The sequence below is a fragment of the Pseudomonas sp. Pse35 genome, from assembly GCF_024519715.1.
Classification (GTDB): Bacteria; Pseudomonadota; Gammaproteobacteria; order Pseudomonadales; family Pseudomonadaceae; genus Aquipseudomonas; species Aquipseudomonas paracarnis.
Window position 1 is genome coordinate 1 of record NZ_JALJRP010000036.1, and the last position, 15595, is coordinate 15595.

Genomic DNA, 15595 nt, shown 5'->3' on the forward strand with positions numbered 1-15595 from the left:
TTGAAAAGCGCAAAAGTAAGCAAAACGCTCTTGCCCCACCACTCGGCACCTCGCCCAGGCTCGGTGTGCCCGTAATCCGCCAGTGATTTGGGGGGCCGCCGCCACGCGCCATCCATGGCGCGGGGCGGCTAAACCGGCATCCCTGCCGGTTTACCCCCCAAATCACTGTGGAATTCCGGCCAGCGTGGTTTAACGGGGCGCCTAAGATCAAGATCAAAAGCAGATCAAGATCAAGGGCGGCTCGCTTCGCATCGTGGTTACCGTTGAGCACTACAGCGTTGTGTAGATACACATGGCTATCGCAGGCAAGCCAGCTCCCACAGTTAGATGGTGTGAACACCGTCAGATCCCACATAGCTTGCGCAACAAATCGGTGTCCAAGTGGTGCTCCACCAAGTCCGCCAACCGCTCGATATCGCGCTCGCGCAAGCCGTGATAATCCACCTCTTGCACATCCTGCAACCCGGCCCAACGCAGCAACGCGCTGCACGCAGCCGGGGTCTCGAACAGGCCGTGCAGGTAGGTGCCTAGAATTTGCCCATCAGGGCTCTGCGCGCCATCGCTGCGGCCATCGTCCAGCAGTACCGCAGCGCTTGCCAAGGCAGCGCCGCAAGTCACCCCCGCATGGATTTCATAACCGCTGACGTCGGCATCTTCCAATACCAGACGCCCACGCACATTGCGCAGTTGTTTCTCTTGTTCCAGGGTTGTGCTGAACGCCAGCAACCCAAGGCCGGCACTGGAGCCCGCAAGCCCCTCCAGGCCCAATGGGTCATGGACTTGCTCGCCGAGCATCTGCAAGCCGCCGCAGATCCCCAGTACCTTGCCGCCATAACGCAGATGCCGCGCCACGGCAGTATCCCAGCCGTTGGCACGCAGATAGGCCAGGTCACTGCGCACGCTTTTCGAGCCCGGCAGGATGATCAGGTCAGCAGCAGGTATCGCCTGGCCCGGCCCGACGAACTGCAAGTCCACCTGGGGGTGCAAGCGCAGCGGGTCGAAGTCGGTATGGTTGCTGATGCGCGGCAGCACCGGCACCACCACCTTGAGCACCTGGGCGGCCTTGTCGATCTGGCGCTGGTCGATGCCGTCTTCCGCCTCTAGGTGCAGGTCCATCACGTAGGGCAGCACGCCGACGACCGGTTTGCCGGTGCGCGCTTCGAGCCAGTCCAGGCCTGGTTGCAGCAACGCGATATCGCCGCGAAAACGGTTGATGATGAAGCCCTTGACCCGCGCCTGCTCACTGGGCGACAGCAGCTCCAGGGTGCCGACCAGATGGGCGAACACGCCGCCGCGGTTGATGTCCGAGATCAACAGCACCGGGCAGTCCACCGCTTCGGCGAAGCCCATGTTGGCAATGTCATTGGCACGCAGGTTGATCTCGGCCGGTGAGCCCGCGCCTTCGACGATCACCACCGGGTAGGCCTGGCTCAAACGCGTGTGGGAGGCCAGCACCGCTTGCATCGCAATGGCTTTGTAGTCGTGATAGGCCACAGCATTCATGCTGGTGACAGCACGGCCATGGATGATCACTTGGGAGCCAGTGTCGCTGTTGGGCTTGAGCAACACCGGGTTCATGTCGGTGTGGGGTGCCAGGTTGGCAGCCTGGGCCTGCACCGCCTGGGCACGGCCGATCTCGCCGCCTTCGGCGGTCACCGCGCTGTTGAGCGCCATGTTCTGCGGCTTGAACGGCGCCACCGAGACGCCCTGGCGTACCAGCCAGCGACACAGCGCAGTCACCAGGGTGCTTTTACCGGCGTCGGAGGTGGTGCCCTGCACCATCAACGTGGTCATGTGGCGTCCTTGTAGGCGGCCAGGGCTTCGTCAAGGCGCAGCCAGTCGGCGTCGGTGCCGGGCAGGCCCAAGCGCACGCTGCTGTTGTGCACAAACAAGCGCAGCAGGATGCCGCGTTGGGCCATGAACTCGTACAGCCGTTCAGCGTGGGGGGTAATCAACCACTGGAACAATGCGCAGCCACCGTGAGGTTGAAGGCCGCGGCGCTCAAGCAACTCGAACAGACGCTGGCCGGCTGCGATGCAACGACTGCGCTGGCGCGCATGCCCGTCGGTGTCGCGCAGGCACACTTGGCCCAGCACCCGCGTCGGACCACTGACAGCCCAGGGCCCGACCTGTTCGGCCAACAGCTTGAGCAACTTGCGCTCGGCCAGCACAAAGCCCAGGCGCACGCCGGCCAGGCCGAAGAACTTGCCGAATGAGCGCAGCACGATCAAGCCGACCTGATCGGCATGGCTGGCCAGGCTCAAGTCCGGGGTCACGTCAATGAATGCCTCGTCCACCACCAGCCAGCCACCGCGCTGGGCCAGCCGCGCATGCCAGTCCAGCAGGCGTTGCGGGCTCAGGCTCAAGCCGGTGGGGTTGTTGGGGTTGACCACGACCAGCACGTCGAGGCTGTCGAGAAAGAAGTCGACTTCCTGCTCCTGCACTTCACGCACCACATAACCGGCACGGCGCCAGGCTTCGGCGTGCTCGGCGTAACAGGGCGAAAGCACGCCGACCTTACCGGAACGACGCAGTCGCGGCAGCAGTTGGATCGCTGCCTGGGAACCCGGCACCGGCAGCAACGGGCCGGCACCGTAATACTCGCTGGCAGCCTTCTCCAAGCCGTCATCGGTTTCCGGCAAGCGCGCCCAGGCACGCAAGGGAATCTCGGGAATCGGCCACGGCCAGGGCGCCAGGCCGCTGGACAGGTCGAGCCAATCCGCTTCGGCAATGCCGTACTCAATCGCGGCCTTACGCAGCCGACCACCATGTTCAAGCATAGATTTGCGCCCCCACGCACAGGACCAGCAGCCACAGCCATACGCCGCGCTGCACCAGTTGCCAGCCGCGATCAATGGAATCGGCGTCGGCCGGCGGGCCTTCGCCCAATGGCGGGCGCTGATGCACCTCGCCGTGATAAATCGCCGCGCCGCCGAGCTCCACACCCAAGGCACCGGCCCCTGCCGCCATCACCGGGCCGGCGTTGGGGCTGTCCCAGGTCGGCCCCTGGGTGCGCCAGCATTTGAGCGCCAGGCGGGTTTTACCCAATAGCGCGTAGGTTAAAGCCACCAAGCGCGCAGGAATATAGTTGAGCACATCATCGATCCTGGCGGCTGCCCAACCGAAGCGCTCAAAGCGCTCATTGCGATAGCCCCACATGGCGTCCAGGGTGTTGCTCAGACGATAGAGCACCACGCCCGGCACACCGGCCACCACGAACCAGAACAACGCGGCGAATACCGCATCGCTGCCGTTCTCCAGCACCGATTCGGTGGCTGCGCGCGCGACTTCAGTGCGGTCCAGTTCGCTGGTCTGGCGGCTGACCAGGTAACTCACACGCGTGCGCGCTTCGTCCAGGTCATCACGGCGCAGGGCCTGGGCCACCGGCGTCACATGCTCGCCCAGGCTGCGCATGCCCAAGGCGCAGTACAGCGCCAGGATCTCCAGCAGCCAGCCAATATAAGGCGCCCACGACAACGCCGTGGCCAACAGGGTCAGCGGCACCACCGCGATAAACCACGCGGTCACACCATGGCTGCGCCAGCCACGCCCGCCAGTATTGAAACGTTGCTCGATGCGCCCGGCGAAATTGCCGAACGCCACCAGCGGATGCCAGCGCCTGGGCTCACCCAGCAGCGCATCCAGCGCCACCGCAGCCACACACAGCAAGGCCACACTCATTGACTCACTCCCCACTTGTTTTCATACAGCATGTCACTTAGCGGTCGCGGCTCGGCCCAGCCCTCGAGCTGCAACATCGGTGCCGGGTAAAACTCTGCCACCGGGCCCAGGCACAACACTGCCAGGGGCTTTGCACCGGGTGGCAAACCCAGCAACTCGGCCAGGGCCTGGGGGTCGAACAGCGAAACCCAGCCCATGCCCAACCCTTCCACGCGCGCCGCCAGCCACAGGTTCTGGATGGCGCAGGAGAGCGAGGCCATGTCCATTTCCGGCAAGGTGCGGCGCCCGAAAATGTGGCGCTCACGATCGTCCATCAAGGCGGCGACCAGTACCTCGGCGCAGTCGCTGATGCCTTCGACCTTGAGCTTCATGAACGCATCGGAGCGCTCGCCCAAAGCTTCGGCGGTGCGCACGCGCTCTTCTTCCACCAACTGTTGAATCTGGCTGCGCAACGAACGGTCGCTGATGCGGATAAAACGCCACGGCTGCATCAGGCCGACACTGGGCGCCTGGTGCGCGGCGTGGAGCAGGCGTTGCAGCAGTTCAGGCGCGACGCTGCCACCGCGGAAGTGGCGCATGTCGCGGCGTTCGGCGATGGCGCGATAGACGGCCTCGCGATCGGCTTGGGGGAAAGCGTTGTCAGTCATGGCCTCATCGGGGGCAAGCCCCCTCCCACATTTGGAATGCATTCCCCTGTGGGAGCTGGCTTGCCTGCGATAGCTGTCTCAAGGTCTGGCGCGAACAACGCGGCCACCGCGCCAGGATTCGACGGAAAATAAAAGTGCACATAGGACGCCGTCATCCGCCCCTGTCGATAGACCGCCTCGGCACCGCGCCCGCCGTTAGGGCTAAGCCCACGGGCAATCGGCGCCCATTCGGTACTGGTCAGAGAATGATGATAGGTATGCCCACGCAAGGTCCCCTCCGGCAGCTCGACACTTTGCAGCGCCAGGGCCGCGAGTTTCTTCTGCATCACCGCATCGCCTTGCAACAAGCCAACCAGTTCGGCGCGTGTACCGTCCACATCGGTCAAGGAGTCGAGCAGATAGAGCATGCCGCCACATTCAGCGAGCAGTGGCTTGCCAGCGGCGTGATGAGCACGAACTGCGCCCAGCATCGAGGTATTGGCCGACAATGCCTGGTGGTGCAGTTCCGGATAGCCGCCGGGCAGATAGAGGCTGTCAGCTTGAGGCAATTGGCGATCATGGATCGGTGAAAAGAACTTCAACTCGGCGCCCATCGCCCGCAGCAAATCCAGGCTGGCGCCGTAGGTAAAGGCAAAGGCTTCGTCACGGGCCACGGCAATCCGCACACCGGCCAGCAAGGGCTCGGCCTCGACCACTTGCGGCGCGGCAAAGGTCACCGGCGGCGGCAGGGCCACTTCGCAACTGCTTCCCAACGCCTGGGCGGCAGCATCCAAGCGTATGTCAAGGTCATTCAGTTCGCTGGCTTGCACCAGGCCCAGGTGGCGGCTGGGCAGTTCGATGCCGGTCTCACGGGATAACGCGCCGTACCAACGCAAGCCCTCGGTGAGGCTGCCTTCAAGCAATTGCGCATGGCGCAGGGTGCCGACGCGATTGGCCAGCACGCCGGCGAACGGCAGGTCGGGCTGATAGCGCGCCAGCCCCAGGGCCAAAGCGCCGAACGTCTGGGCCATGGCGGTGCCATCGATCACGCCCAGCACCGGTACACCGAAGTGCCGCGCCAAGTCAGCGCTGGAAGGCGTGCCGTCGAACAGGCCCATCACGCCTTCGATGAGGATCAGGTCAGCCTCCCCCGCTGCCTCCCAGAGCAGGCGGCGGCTTTCCTGCTCGCCCACCATCCACATGTCCAACTGGTACACCGGCGCGCCACTGGCACGCTCGTGGATCATCGGGTCGAGAAAGTCCGGCCCGCATTTGAACACGCGCACCTTGCGTCCCAGGTTGCGGTGCAAACGGGCGAGCGCGGCGGTGACCGTGGTTTTGCCCTGGCCGGACGCCGGAGCGGCGATCAATACGGCCGGGCAATGACGGGGCTGATTCAAAGTTCGACGCCTTTCTGTGCCTTGATACCGGCCTGGAACGCGTGCTTGAGCATGCCCATTTCGGTGACGGTGTCGCCCATTTCGATCAGCTCAGGCTTGGCGCCACGGCCGGTGACCACCACATGCTGCATGGGCGGGCGGGCTTGCAGGTCGCTGAGTACCTGGTCCAGGTCAAGGTAACCGTGCTTGAGGGCGATGTTCAGTTCATCCAGCACCACCAAGCCGATAGAGGGGTCATTCAACATGGCCCGGGACACCGCCCAAGCCGCTTCGGCAGCGGCGATATCGCGCTGGCGATCCTGGGTTTCCCAGGTGAAGCCTTCGCCCATCACATGAAAGTGCACCTGCTCGGGGAAGCGGCGGAAAAACAATTCTTCGCCGGTGCTGTTACGCCCCTTGATGAACTGCACCACACCGCATTGCATGCCATGCCCCATGGCCCGGGCCAACATGCCGAACGCCGAACTGCTCTTGCCTTTGCCATTGCCGGTCAGCACCAGCAGCAGGCCGCACTCATTGGGGGAATTGGCGATGCGCTCGTCAATCACGGCTTTTTTGCGCAGCATGCGCGCCAAGTGGCGTTCGTCGCGGTCGGGGGAATCAGTCATGGCAGCTCTCCGTTGGGGCTGGACAAAAACGGCGGGCAGGAAAAAGAAAAAACAGACAGCCAAGCATCGCCCACCGTGATGCTGTTGGATGATCCAGGCCGGTCTCCGGGCTCATGAGTGGCGCTTTTGATAGCAAGCAGCCGAGGGTGCGCCTTCCCATATCGCACGCGATACAGTGGCAAACAGCACCGTCTTGACTCATTTACCGTTGCGGGGGCAGCGCCGGAATCGCGGCGGCACTGTGTACAAGTGCGCTCACTCACCGGCTTCCCTGTTTCACTCTGTCGACGCGCGCGCCACAGAGCACCTGGAACAAGCCGCGAAGGTTAGTGGGTTGGGGGTGGAGCGTCAATTAAAGCTGGCCTTGTACTTGAACCATCTGCCGTTCGTGCTTCTCTACCCCTACAGGTATCAAGGAGAAAACCATGCCTAAAACCCGACTCGCCCTACTGATCATGCTTGCAGGCAGCCTCGCCGCGTGCGGCGAAAGCTCGACCCTGCAGGTCGCCGATGGCACCGGTCCCTCGCCCAAGTTGCCGGAGCCGAACAAGACGCTGATCCCCACCGTCAATATCGCCCCGGCCATCGGCTGGCCCGAAGGCGCCAAGCCCATCGCCGCCGCCGGTACCCAAGTGGCCGCGTTCGCCGAAGGCCTGGATCATCCGCGCTGGCTCTACGTGCTGCCCAACGGCGACGTGCTGGTGGCCGAGACCAATGCACCGCCCAAGCCGGACGATGCCAAAGGCGTACGTGGCTGGGTGATGGAAAAGGTCATGGATCGCGCTGGCGCCGGGGTGCCGAGCCCGAACCGTATTACCTTGCTGCGCGATGCCGACCATGACGGTGTGGCAGAAACTCGCACGGTGTTCCTGGAGAACCTCAATTCTCCGTTTGGCATGACCTTGGTAGGCAACGACCTGTATGTGGCCGATTCGGATAAGTTGCTGCGCTTCCCCTATCAGCCGGGTGAAACCGCAATCACAGCCCCAGGCGCCAAGGTAGTGGACTTACCGGGCGGCCCCTTGAACCACCACTGGACCAAAAATGTGGTGGCCAGCCAGGACGGCAGCAAGCTGTACGTGAGCGTCGGCTCCAACAGCAACGTCGGCGAAAACGGCCTGGAAGCCGAACAGGGCCGCGCCGCCATTTGGGAAGTCGACCGCGCCAGCGGCCAACACCGCATTTTTGCCTCCGGCCTGCGCAACCCCAACGGCATGGCGTGGGAGCCACAGAGCGGCAAGCTGTGGACGGCGGTCAACGAACGCGATGAGATCGGCAGTGACCTGGTGCCGGATTACATCACCTCGGTCAAGGATGGCGGCTTCTACGGCTGGCCCTTCAGTTATTACGGCCAGCATGTGGATGTGCGTGTCACCCCGCAGAACCTGGACATGGTCGCCAAGGCCATCGCTCCCGACTATGCGGTAGGCCCTCATACTGCGTCGCTGGGGCTGACCTTCGCCGAGGGCAGCAAACTGCCCGCTCCCTTCAGTAATGGCGCATTTATCGGCCAGCATGGTTCCTGGAACCGCAAGCCGCACAGTGGCTACAAGGTGATTTTCGTGCCCTTCGAAGGGGGCCAGCCGAAAGGGCAACCGGTGGATGTGCTGACGGGGTTTCTTGATAGCGATGAGAAAGCCATGGGCCGGCCGGTCGGCGTGGTGATAGATCAGCAGGGGGATTTGCTGGTGGCCGATGATGTGGGCAATAAGGTTTGGCGAGTGTCGGCTGTTAAGTAAATCGCCACACACCAATGTGGGAGCGGGCTTGCCCGCGATTACGGTGGCCCAGCCAACCAATCCGTTGACTGACACACTGCATTCGCGGGCAAGCCCGCTCCCACATTTTGGAGTTTTATTGATTCAGGGGTTACGCGCCAGATTTCCTGGCAACACGCGCTTGGCGCTCAGGTAGGCATTCTGCCAATACGCTTTGGATAGCGTATCCAGCTTCACCGTACCGCCGGTTTGAGGCGCGTGTACGAAGCGGCCCTCCCCCACATAGATGCCCGCATGGCTGACCCGCGAACCACCACCGGTGGCGAAGAACAGCAGGTCGCCGGTTTGCAGGTTTTGTTCGCTGACGTCCTGGGCACGCATCACGATCAATTCACGGGTGGTGCGCGGCAATGAGATGCCGGCAGCGTCGCGGAATACAAAGCCGATCAGGCCACTGCAATCAAACCCCGAGTCCGGTGTGTTGCCGCCCCAGCGGTAAGGTGTGCCGACCAGGCCCAGCGCACGAAAGAGCACGTCTTCGGCAGCAGGCGAGAAATTCTGGGTGGCATAGTTGAACACCGGCTTAGGCTTGACCGCGACGGGCGCGGGCGGCGGTGTACGGCTGGCGCAGGCGCTGAGCAGCGCGGCGCAAACAATAAGCATCAGGCGGGCCGAGGTCGACATGTGCAGAACAATCCTGGTCTGGATGCGGCTTTCGCTGCCGAACGTTGAAAACCAGAACGCGCAAGCAAAGCTCGCGCGAACGGATGACAACAATGTCCAGGGATTCTAGCGCTTACACGTCAAACTTCAAGTATCACTTTAACTTTACTTACTAGCGGTAACCGTAGTCGGAGCCATGGCGAGTGCACGCTTGGCTTCGATGAAGGTTTTGCTCCAGTAGCTGTCACCCAGGTTATCGACCCGAACACCACCACTGCGGCGGCTGCTGGAGTGGATAAATTGGTTATCGCCCAGGTAGATACCGGCGTGACTGACACGACCGCGGCCACTGGTACTAAAGAAAAGCAGATCACCGGGCTTGAGGTTGTTGCGCGCGACCAACGGTGCATTCACGTTGATCATCTCGCGTGTAGAGCGCGGCAGATTCATGCCGGCTTCTTCACGAAACAGGTAGCCAATGAACCCACTGCAATCAAAACCGGCTTCAGAGGTCCCGCCGAAACGGTAACGGGTACCGATCAAGGACATGCCGCGCTCAAGGATACTATCGGCCAGAAGAGGCAGTTGGTAAGGCTTGCTGTCAGAGAACTCGGCGAGTTCTTTTTCGGTTGCCACCTCTTCTTCATAAACAGAAGCAGACTGTGCAGCAACGAACTTTGCCTGATTTTGAACCTGTGGTTTTTGCTGTTCTGCCACCTGCTGAGGGTGGGAGGCGCAACCAAACAACAGGGTAACGAGTGCGAGAGGCACGAGGGGTGCGAAGCGATTTAGCATGGGCACGGCCGTGGCTGATGTGTAAAGAAGCCGAGACTATGCCCTCTATCACATCGATTTGCAAATTCAATCGCGATCTATGTGACTTATCGTTTCGACTATGCCATCTAAGCCGTGATTCCATTTTTCGGTTCAGTTGCGTAGCCCCTCGGGCTCAAACGCAGGTTTTCTGACGCCTTGAAAATGCCGACACACGGGAAATCAAGACCTTACCAGCCCAAAGTTTCTTTCAGGAAAGGGATCGTCAATTTTCTTTGTGCCTGCAAGGAAGCCTGGTCGAGTTGCTCAAGCAAATCGAACAGCGCGCTCATGCTGCGGGTGCCACGGGTGAGGATAAAGTGCCCGACTTCGTCAGTCAGGTGCAGGCCACGACGGGAAGCGCGCAGTTGCAACGCACGCAGCTTGTCCTCATCGGATAACGGGCGCATCTGGAAGATCAACGCCAGGGTCAGGCGCGACTTGAGGTCAGCCAGCTTCACCGGCAGTTCACGCGGCGAGGTGGACGCAGCGATCAGCAAGCGCCGGCCGCTATCGCGCAAGCGGTTGAACAGATGAAACAGCGCCTCTTCCCACTCCGGCTTGCCGGCCACTGCCTGCAGGTCGTCGAGACACACCAGTTCATATTGCTCAAGGTTATCGAAGATGCCGATCCCGCGGTCCATCAACTCGGCCAAGGGCAGGTAGACCGCCGGCTCGCCCGTCTGCTCGAAACGCAGGCATGCGGCCTGCAGCAGGTGGGTACGCCCTACGCCATGCTTGCCCCACAGATAGATCAGGCTTTCAGTCCACCCGGCGTCGGCTTCGCAAAGCCGCTCCACATAGCCGAGTGCAGCGGCATTGGCGCCTGGGTAGTAGTTGATAAAGGTAGCGTCATCACGCAGACGCACACCTAGGGGCAGCTGAATCGGTTTCATGCTGACTGAACGGCTCCCATCGAACCGTTAGTGGCCTCTATGTAAAGTTTGCAAAGTTTATACCCGTGACGCCGGGCGCACAATGCAGCAGACCACAAGCAAAATCAAAGGTTTGCGTTAACCCGGCGGTTTTACGCAGTTTGTTTGACGCACCCCGGGGCCAGAAACAACAAACCCGGCCAGGGCCGGGTTTGTGACACCGCGATTACAACTCGGGCTCATCCACCCCGGTATACACGTCCGAATCCTTGTACAGGTCGTGCACATGGCGCACCAGCACCATGATCACCGCCGCCACCGGCAGCGCCAACAGGATGCCGGTGAAGCCGAACAGCTCGCCACCCGCCAAAATCGCAAAGATCACTGCCACAGGGTGCAGGCCGATCCGATCGCCCACCAGCAGCGGCGTCAGCACCATGCCTTCCAAGGCCTGGCCCACCATGAACACTGCGACAATCCCCAGCATCGGGTACAGGTCGCCGCCGAACTGGAACAGCCCGGCCACCAGCGCCGCGCCGATACCGATCACAAAGCCCATGTAGGGCACGATGGCCGCCAGGCCCGCGATCAAGCCGATCAACAGCCCCAGCTCCAAGCCGATCGCCATCAGGCCGGCAGCGTAAATCACCCCCAGGGCCAGCATCACCAGCAACTGGCCACGCACGAACGCACCCAATACCTCATGACACTCCGCTGCCAGGGAAACAACACGCTCTTCCCGGTCGCGGGGGAGCAGGCTGCGGATCTTGGCCATCATGATGTCCCAGTCTCGCAGCAGGTAGAACGCCACCACCGGGATCAGCACCAGGTTGGTCAACCAGCCGATCAGCGCCAGGCTCGACGCAGTCGCCTGGCTGAGCACCACCGTGACGATATCGGTGGTCTTGTCCATGTGCTCGCTGATAGCTGCCTTGACCTTGTCGAACTTCCAGAAGCCATCCGCCAGCCCGAACTTGGACTGGGCCCACGGCATCGCCGTGTGCTGCAACCAGTCGAGCATCTGCGGCGCCAGTTCATAGAGGCGGAACAGCTGCTTGGCCAACATCGGCACCAATATCAACACCAGCGCCGTGATGATCAACGTGAACAGCGCAAACACCGTGATCACGCCCCAGGTGCGCGACATGCCGACTTTTTCCAGGCGATCCACCACGGGATCGAACAGATAGGCGAGCAGTAGCGCCACCAGGAACGGCGTCAGGATCGAATGCAGCAAGAACACAAAACCGCACAGCAGGACAATCCCGCCAAGCCACACCCAACGACGCGTATCCGCCATAAACCACTCCATCTGTTTTTTACGCCCTTCTTCTATATAGAAGGAGGACCACTAGTTACCAACGAAAACGCAGTTGCGCCTGGGGCTCAGGTGCAACAGCCGGTTGCGTGCCACCGATCACGGCTGGCTGGGCCGGGGCTTCGCCAGCAGGAATTTCCTGCAGCTTGGCCAGGCTCAATTGGGTGCGCAATTGTTCGGCGCTGCCATTGACGCGATACACAATCCGGTTGCCATCCACCCACTGCGGCTGGCCGCCAAAGGGCTCCAGCAAACGACCCAGGGCGGCGTAGCGCTCAAGGTTCATGCCTTGTACCTCAAGCAGTTGCTCAGTGCTCACGCCCGGCTTGACCGCAAAGCGTGGCGCCAGCTTTTGGCTGACCGCCAGCAATACCGCATCGGCGAGCGCAGCCGTGTCAGCGCCTTGGGCGGTGCCCTCCTCAGCCTTGTCGCCCAGCCACAGGCGCCATTTGGCCTGCCATTGACTGCCTTCCTGGCGCGCATGCACCGCCAGCAAAGCATCGGCACCGTAACGCTCGGAGGCTGCGCGCAAAGGCGTGGCGTCGGGGCTTTCAAGATTCGGCGCGGTGGCGACTACCTGTTCATCCAGGTCTCCCAACGGCAAGCGCAGCGGCAGCCCCCTGTGTTGCGCGGCTCGGCGCAGGGCCTGGGCAACGGCCTGGCCATCGCCGACCAGGCTGCTGCCTTCAGTTGAATCGTTCAGCCACCAACCCAGGATCGACGGCCGGTTGCTGCCCCAGATCGACAGGCCGGCATCACGCAATGCGCGGTCGGTGCTGACCGGGTCGAAGTCTACTTGCAGGCTTTCCGGCGGGCCGGCGTCGTAGCCGTACTGGCTGATGATTTGTTGCGGGTCTTTGCGGATCGCTGCCAGGCCCGGGCCATCGGCGGCCTTGGCGTCGCCGGTCAGGCGGATCACCAGGGTCTGCACGGCACGCTGGGTGGCCTGGTCGCGCTCTTGGGGCGACTGGCTGCTGACCGGTTCAAGTACTTGATAGAGGCCATTGAGGGTTTCGGCATGACTCGCCAGGCTGACCAACGACAAACAGCCCACAAAGAAGAATTTACACAGACGCATGGAAGATTCCCGAACGACAAATTTAGCGGTTGGAACAGACCGCGTGATCTCGGTTTGGCAAGGCTGTGACACAGCGACCGGTAAAACATTCACAGGGTCCCGGTAAGTTTTCATACTGTCATAACGCTAGCGAGCTCAAGGCTATACCTTAATACGCACGATTACCGGCCCGATTTGCATTTTTTTGAGCTCATATGCCCTGCCCGTCGGCCCGAGGATGGCCGCTGCCCCTCAAGCCTGATAAAATCGCGCGCCTTCGCAGGCCGTCAACGGCAGGGCCCTTTCCAAAAGCCCCCGCCCGCCCGGTCGTTACCCAGAAATCCCCCCTAAAGGCCTGGATCATGAGCAAGCAACCCTCCCTGAGCTACAAGGACGCCGGTGTAGACATCGACGCCGGTGAAGCATTGGTCGAACGCATCAAGAGCGTCGCCAAGCGCACTGCGCGCCCTGAAGTCATGGGTGGCCTGGGCGGTTTTGGCGCCCTCTGCGAAATCCCGGCCGGCTACAAGCAGCCTGTACTGGTGTCCGGCACCGACGGCGTAGGCACCAAGCTGCGCCTGGCCCTGAACCTGAACAAGCACGACAGCATTGGCATCGACCTGGTCGCCATGTGCGTCAACGACCTGGTGGTGTGCGGCGCCGAGCCGCTGTTCTTCCTCGACTACTACGCCACCGGCAAGCTCAATGTCGAGACCGCGACCCAGGTCGTGACCGGCATCGGCGCCGGCTGCGAATTGTCGGGTTGCTCCCTGGTCGGCGGTGAAACCGCTGAAATGCCAGGCATGTACGAAGGCGAAGACTACGACCTGGCCGGCTTCTGTGTCGGTGTGGTGGAAAAAGCCGAGATCATCGACGGCTCCAAAGTAGCTGCTGGTGACGCCCTGCTCGCCCTGCCATCGTCCGGCCCGCACTCCAACGGCTACTCGCTGATCCGCAAGATCATCGAAGTGTCCGGCGCCGACATCGAGAACATCCAGCTCGACGGCAAGCCACTGACCGACCTGCTGATGGCGCCGACCCGCATCTACGTCAAGCCACTGCTCAAGCTGATCAAGGACACCGGCGCCGTCAAGGCCATGGCCCACATTACCGGTGGCGGCCTGCTGGACAACATCCCGCGCGTACTGCCAAAAGGCGCCCAGGCGATTGTCGACGTGGCCAGCTGGCAGCGCCCGGCTGTCTTCGATTGGCTGCAGGAAAAAGGCAACGTCAACGAAACCGAAATGCACCGCGTGCTGAACTGCGGCGTAGGCATGGTGATATGCGTTGCGCAGGAACACGTTGAAACCGCACTGAACGTGCTGCGTGAAGCCGGCGAGCAACCTTGGGTCATTGGCCAGATCGCCACTGCTGCCGAAGGCGCAGCCCAGGTTGAACTGAAGAACCTCAAGGCTCACTGATGCCCCAGACCTGTGATGTCGTGGTGCTGCTTTCCGGCACCGGCAGTAACTTGCAGGCCCTGATCGACAGCACGCGCACCGGCGACAGCCCGGTGCGCATCGCTGCGGTGATTTCCAACCGCAGCGACGCCTACGGTCTGCAACGCGCCCGTGACGCGGGTATCGATACTCGCTCCCTGGATCATAAGGCGTTCGACGGTCGCGAGGCCTTCGACAGCGCCTTGATCGAACTGATCGACGCCTTCAACCCCAAACTCGTGGTCCTTGCGGGTTTCATGCGCATCCTCAGCGCAGATTTCGTCCGGCACTACGAAGGGCGCCTGCTCAATATCCACCCTTCCCTGCTGCCCAAGTACAAAGGCATGCACACCCACCAGCGCGCCCTCGACGCCGGCGACAGTGAGCATGGCTGCAGCGTGCACTTTGTGACCGAGGAACTCGATGGCGGGCCTCTGGTCGTACAGGCAGTGGTTCCGGTAGAGTCAGGCGACTCGGCGCAGACGCTTGCGCAACGGGTTCATACCCAGGAACACAGGATTTACCCGCTGGCTGTTCGCTGGTTTGCCGAAGGACGGTTGATTCTTGGCGACCAGGGTGCATTATTGGACGGCCAGTTACTCGCGGCCAGCGGCCACTTGATTCGAACCTAGGAGATTTTATGCGTCGCGCCCTGCTTTTCGCTTTTGCGCTGTTCGCTTTGCCTGCCGTACAAGCGGCAGACCTTCACCCCTTCTCCGTCAGCTACACCGCCGACTGGAAACAACTGCCCATGAGCGGTTCGGCTGAACGCAGCCTGAGCAAGAATGGCGACGGTACCTGGACCTTGAATTTCAAGGCCTCGATGATGATTGCCAGCCTGACCGAAACCAGTGTGATCCTGTTCGACAAGGACACCCTGCAACCCAAGAGCTACAGCTTCGAACGCGGCGGCCTGGGCAAGGCGAAGAAGATCAACCTGGACTTCGACCAGAGCGCCAAGAAAGTCACCGGCTTTGAAAACAAAGACCCGGTCAATGTCACGCTCGAAAGCGGCATGCTCGACAAGTCCACCTACCAACTTGCTCTGCAACGCGATGTTGCCGCGGGCAAGAAGAGCATGAGCTACCGCGTGGTTGAGGGTACTGATACCGATACCTACGACTTCCGCGTGATCGGCTCGGAAAAGGTCCAGACCAAGGTCGGTTCGATCGACGCGATCAAGGTCGAGCGCGTGCGCGACCCGTCGCAGAGCAAGCGCATCACGCAGATGTGGTTTGCCAAGGACCAGGGCGGCATTCTGGTTGCCCTGCGTCAGGTCGAGACTGACGGCAAGGAATACAACATCATGCTGCAGGATGGCACCGTTGACGGTAAGGCCGTCAAAGGCAGCTGATTGCGCTGACGTGCTGGAAAAGAGCCTCGCTGAATGCGGGGCT

15 protein-coding genes and 1 riboswitch are annotated in these 15595 nt (G+C 61.8%); of the genes, 4 read left to right on the forward strand and 11 right to left on the reverse strand.

Features of this window, described 5'->3' with window-relative positions; genetic code table 11:
* Window positions 1-342 precede the first annotated feature (342 nt).
* From OC445_RS22955 to cobO, 6 genes are read right to left on the reverse strand one after another with little or no spacing between them, the layout of a single operon-like run.
* Entirely contained in the window at window positions 343-1794 is a 1452-nt protein-coding gene (locus OC445_RS22955) for a cobyric acid synthase (RefSeq protein WP_198790852.1), read from the reverse strand.
* A complete protein-coding gene (gene cobD / locus OC445_RS22960) occupies window positions 1791-2780 on the reverse strand; it encodes a threonine-phosphate decarboxylase CobD (RefSeq protein ID WP_054899033.1) in 990 nt (329 codons plus the stop codon). Before cobD ends, OC445_RS22955 begins: the two co-directional genes overlap by 4 nt.
* The gene (gene cbiB / locus OC445_RS22965) at window positions 2773-3681 is read right to left on the reverse strand and encodes an adenosylcobinamide-phosphate synthase CbiB (protein ID WP_034128329.1); all 909 of its coding nucleotides are present in this window, start codon (window positions 3679-3681) and stop codon (window positions 2773-2775) included. Before cbiB ends, cobD begins: the two co-directional genes overlap by 8 nt.
* A complete protein-coding gene (gene bluB, locus OC445_RS22970; protein ID WP_034128328.1) occupies window positions 3678-4328 on the reverse strand; it encodes a 5,6-dimethylbenzimidazole synthase in 651 nt (216 codons plus the stop codon). Before bluB ends, cbiB begins: the two co-directional genes overlap by 4 nt.
* The gene (locus tag OC445_RS22975) at window positions 4325-5707 is read right to left on the reverse strand and encodes a cobyrinate a,c-diamide synthase (RefSeq protein WP_054920197.1); all 1383 of its coding nucleotides are present in this window, start codon (window positions 5705-5707) and stop codon (window positions 4325-4327) included. Before OC445_RS22975 ends, bluB begins: the two co-directional genes overlap by 4 nt.
* Window positions 5704-6315, reverse strand: a complete 612-nt coding sequence (cobO, locus tag OC445_RS22980; RefSeq protein ID WP_034128326.1) for a cob(I)yrinic acid a,c-diamide adenosyltransferase — start codon at window positions 6313-6315, stop codon at window positions 5704-5706. Before cobO ends, OC445_RS22975 begins: the two co-directional genes overlap by 4 nt.
* A 78-nt stretch (window positions 6316-6393) precedes the next feature.
* Window positions 6394-6641, reverse strand: a riboswitch (cobalamin riboswitch).
* 99 nt (window positions 6642-6740) lie between these two features.
* On the opposite strand from cobO, the gene OC445_RS22985 reads away from it, so the two are divergent.
* Window positions 6741-8054, forward strand: coding sequence for a PQQ-dependent sugar dehydrogenase (locus tag OC445_RS22985; protein ID WP_054920198.1), 1314 nt, complete (start codon window positions 6741-6743; stop codon window positions 8052-8054).
* A gap of 123 nt (window positions 8055-8177) precedes the next feature.
* Here OC445_RS22985 and OC445_RS22990 read toward each other — a convergent pair whose 3' ends face one another.
* The 5 genes from OC445_RS22990 to OC445_RS23010 form a co-directional block, all read right to left on the reverse strand.
* Window positions 8178-8717: a C40 family peptidase gene (locus tag OC445_RS22990; RefSeq protein WP_003193049.1), complete on the reverse strand. Its 540-nt coding sequence runs from the start codon at window positions 8715-8717 to the stop codon at window positions 8178-8180.
* Between the two features lie 144 nt (window positions 8718-8861).
* Window positions 8862-9491 (reverse strand): C40 family peptidase, encoded by a 630-nt coding sequence (locus OC445_RS22995; protein WP_003193051.1) that lies wholly within the window; start codon window positions 9489-9491, stop codon window positions 8862-8864.
* A 209-nt stretch (window positions 9492-9700) separates the two neighbouring features.
* Window positions 9701-10405 carry a DnaA regulatory inactivator Hda gene (hda, locus tag OC445_RS23000; RefSeq protein ID WP_014719395.1) on the reverse strand — a complete coding sequence of 235 codons (705 nt, stop codon included), beginning with the start codon at window positions 10403-10405 and terminating at the stop codon, window positions 9701-9703.
* A 205-nt stretch (window positions 10406-10610) separates the two neighbouring features.
* Window positions 10611-11684, reverse strand: a complete 1074-nt coding sequence (locus OC445_RS23005; RefSeq protein WP_014719396.1) for an AI-2E family transporter — start codon at window positions 11682-11684, stop codon at window positions 10611-10613.
* 55 nt (window positions 11685-11739) lie between these two features.
* Window positions 11740-12780, reverse strand: a complete 1041-nt coding sequence (locus OC445_RS23010; protein ID WP_127881094.1) for a DUF2066 domain-containing protein — start codon at window positions 12778-12780, stop codon at window positions 11740-11742.
* A gap of 341 nt (window positions 12781-13121) precedes the next feature.
* On the opposite strand from OC445_RS23010, the gene purM reads away from it, so the two are divergent.
* The 3 genes from purM to OC445_RS23025 are packed head-to-tail and all read left to right on the forward strand — an operon-like array spanning window position 13122 to window position 15552.
* Window positions 13122-14180: a phosphoribosylformylglycinamidine cyclo-ligase gene (gene purM / locus OC445_RS23015; RefSeq protein WP_014719398.1), complete on the forward strand. Its 1059-nt coding sequence runs from the start codon at window positions 13122-13124 to the stop codon at window positions 14178-14180.
* Complete coding sequence (gene purN / locus OC445_RS23020) at window positions 14180-14830, forward strand: phosphoribosylglycinamide formyltransferase (protein WP_003193061.1); 651 nt, start codon at window positions 14180-14182, stop codon at window positions 14828-14830. Before purM ends, purN begins: the two co-directional genes overlap by 1 nt.
* Before the next feature lie 8 nt (window positions 14831-14838).
* A complete protein-coding gene (locus tag OC445_RS23025; protein WP_014719399.1) occupies window positions 14839-15552 on the forward strand; it encodes a DUF3108 domain-containing protein in 714 nt (237 codons plus the stop codon).
* Window positions 15553-15595 lie beyond the last annotated feature (43 nt).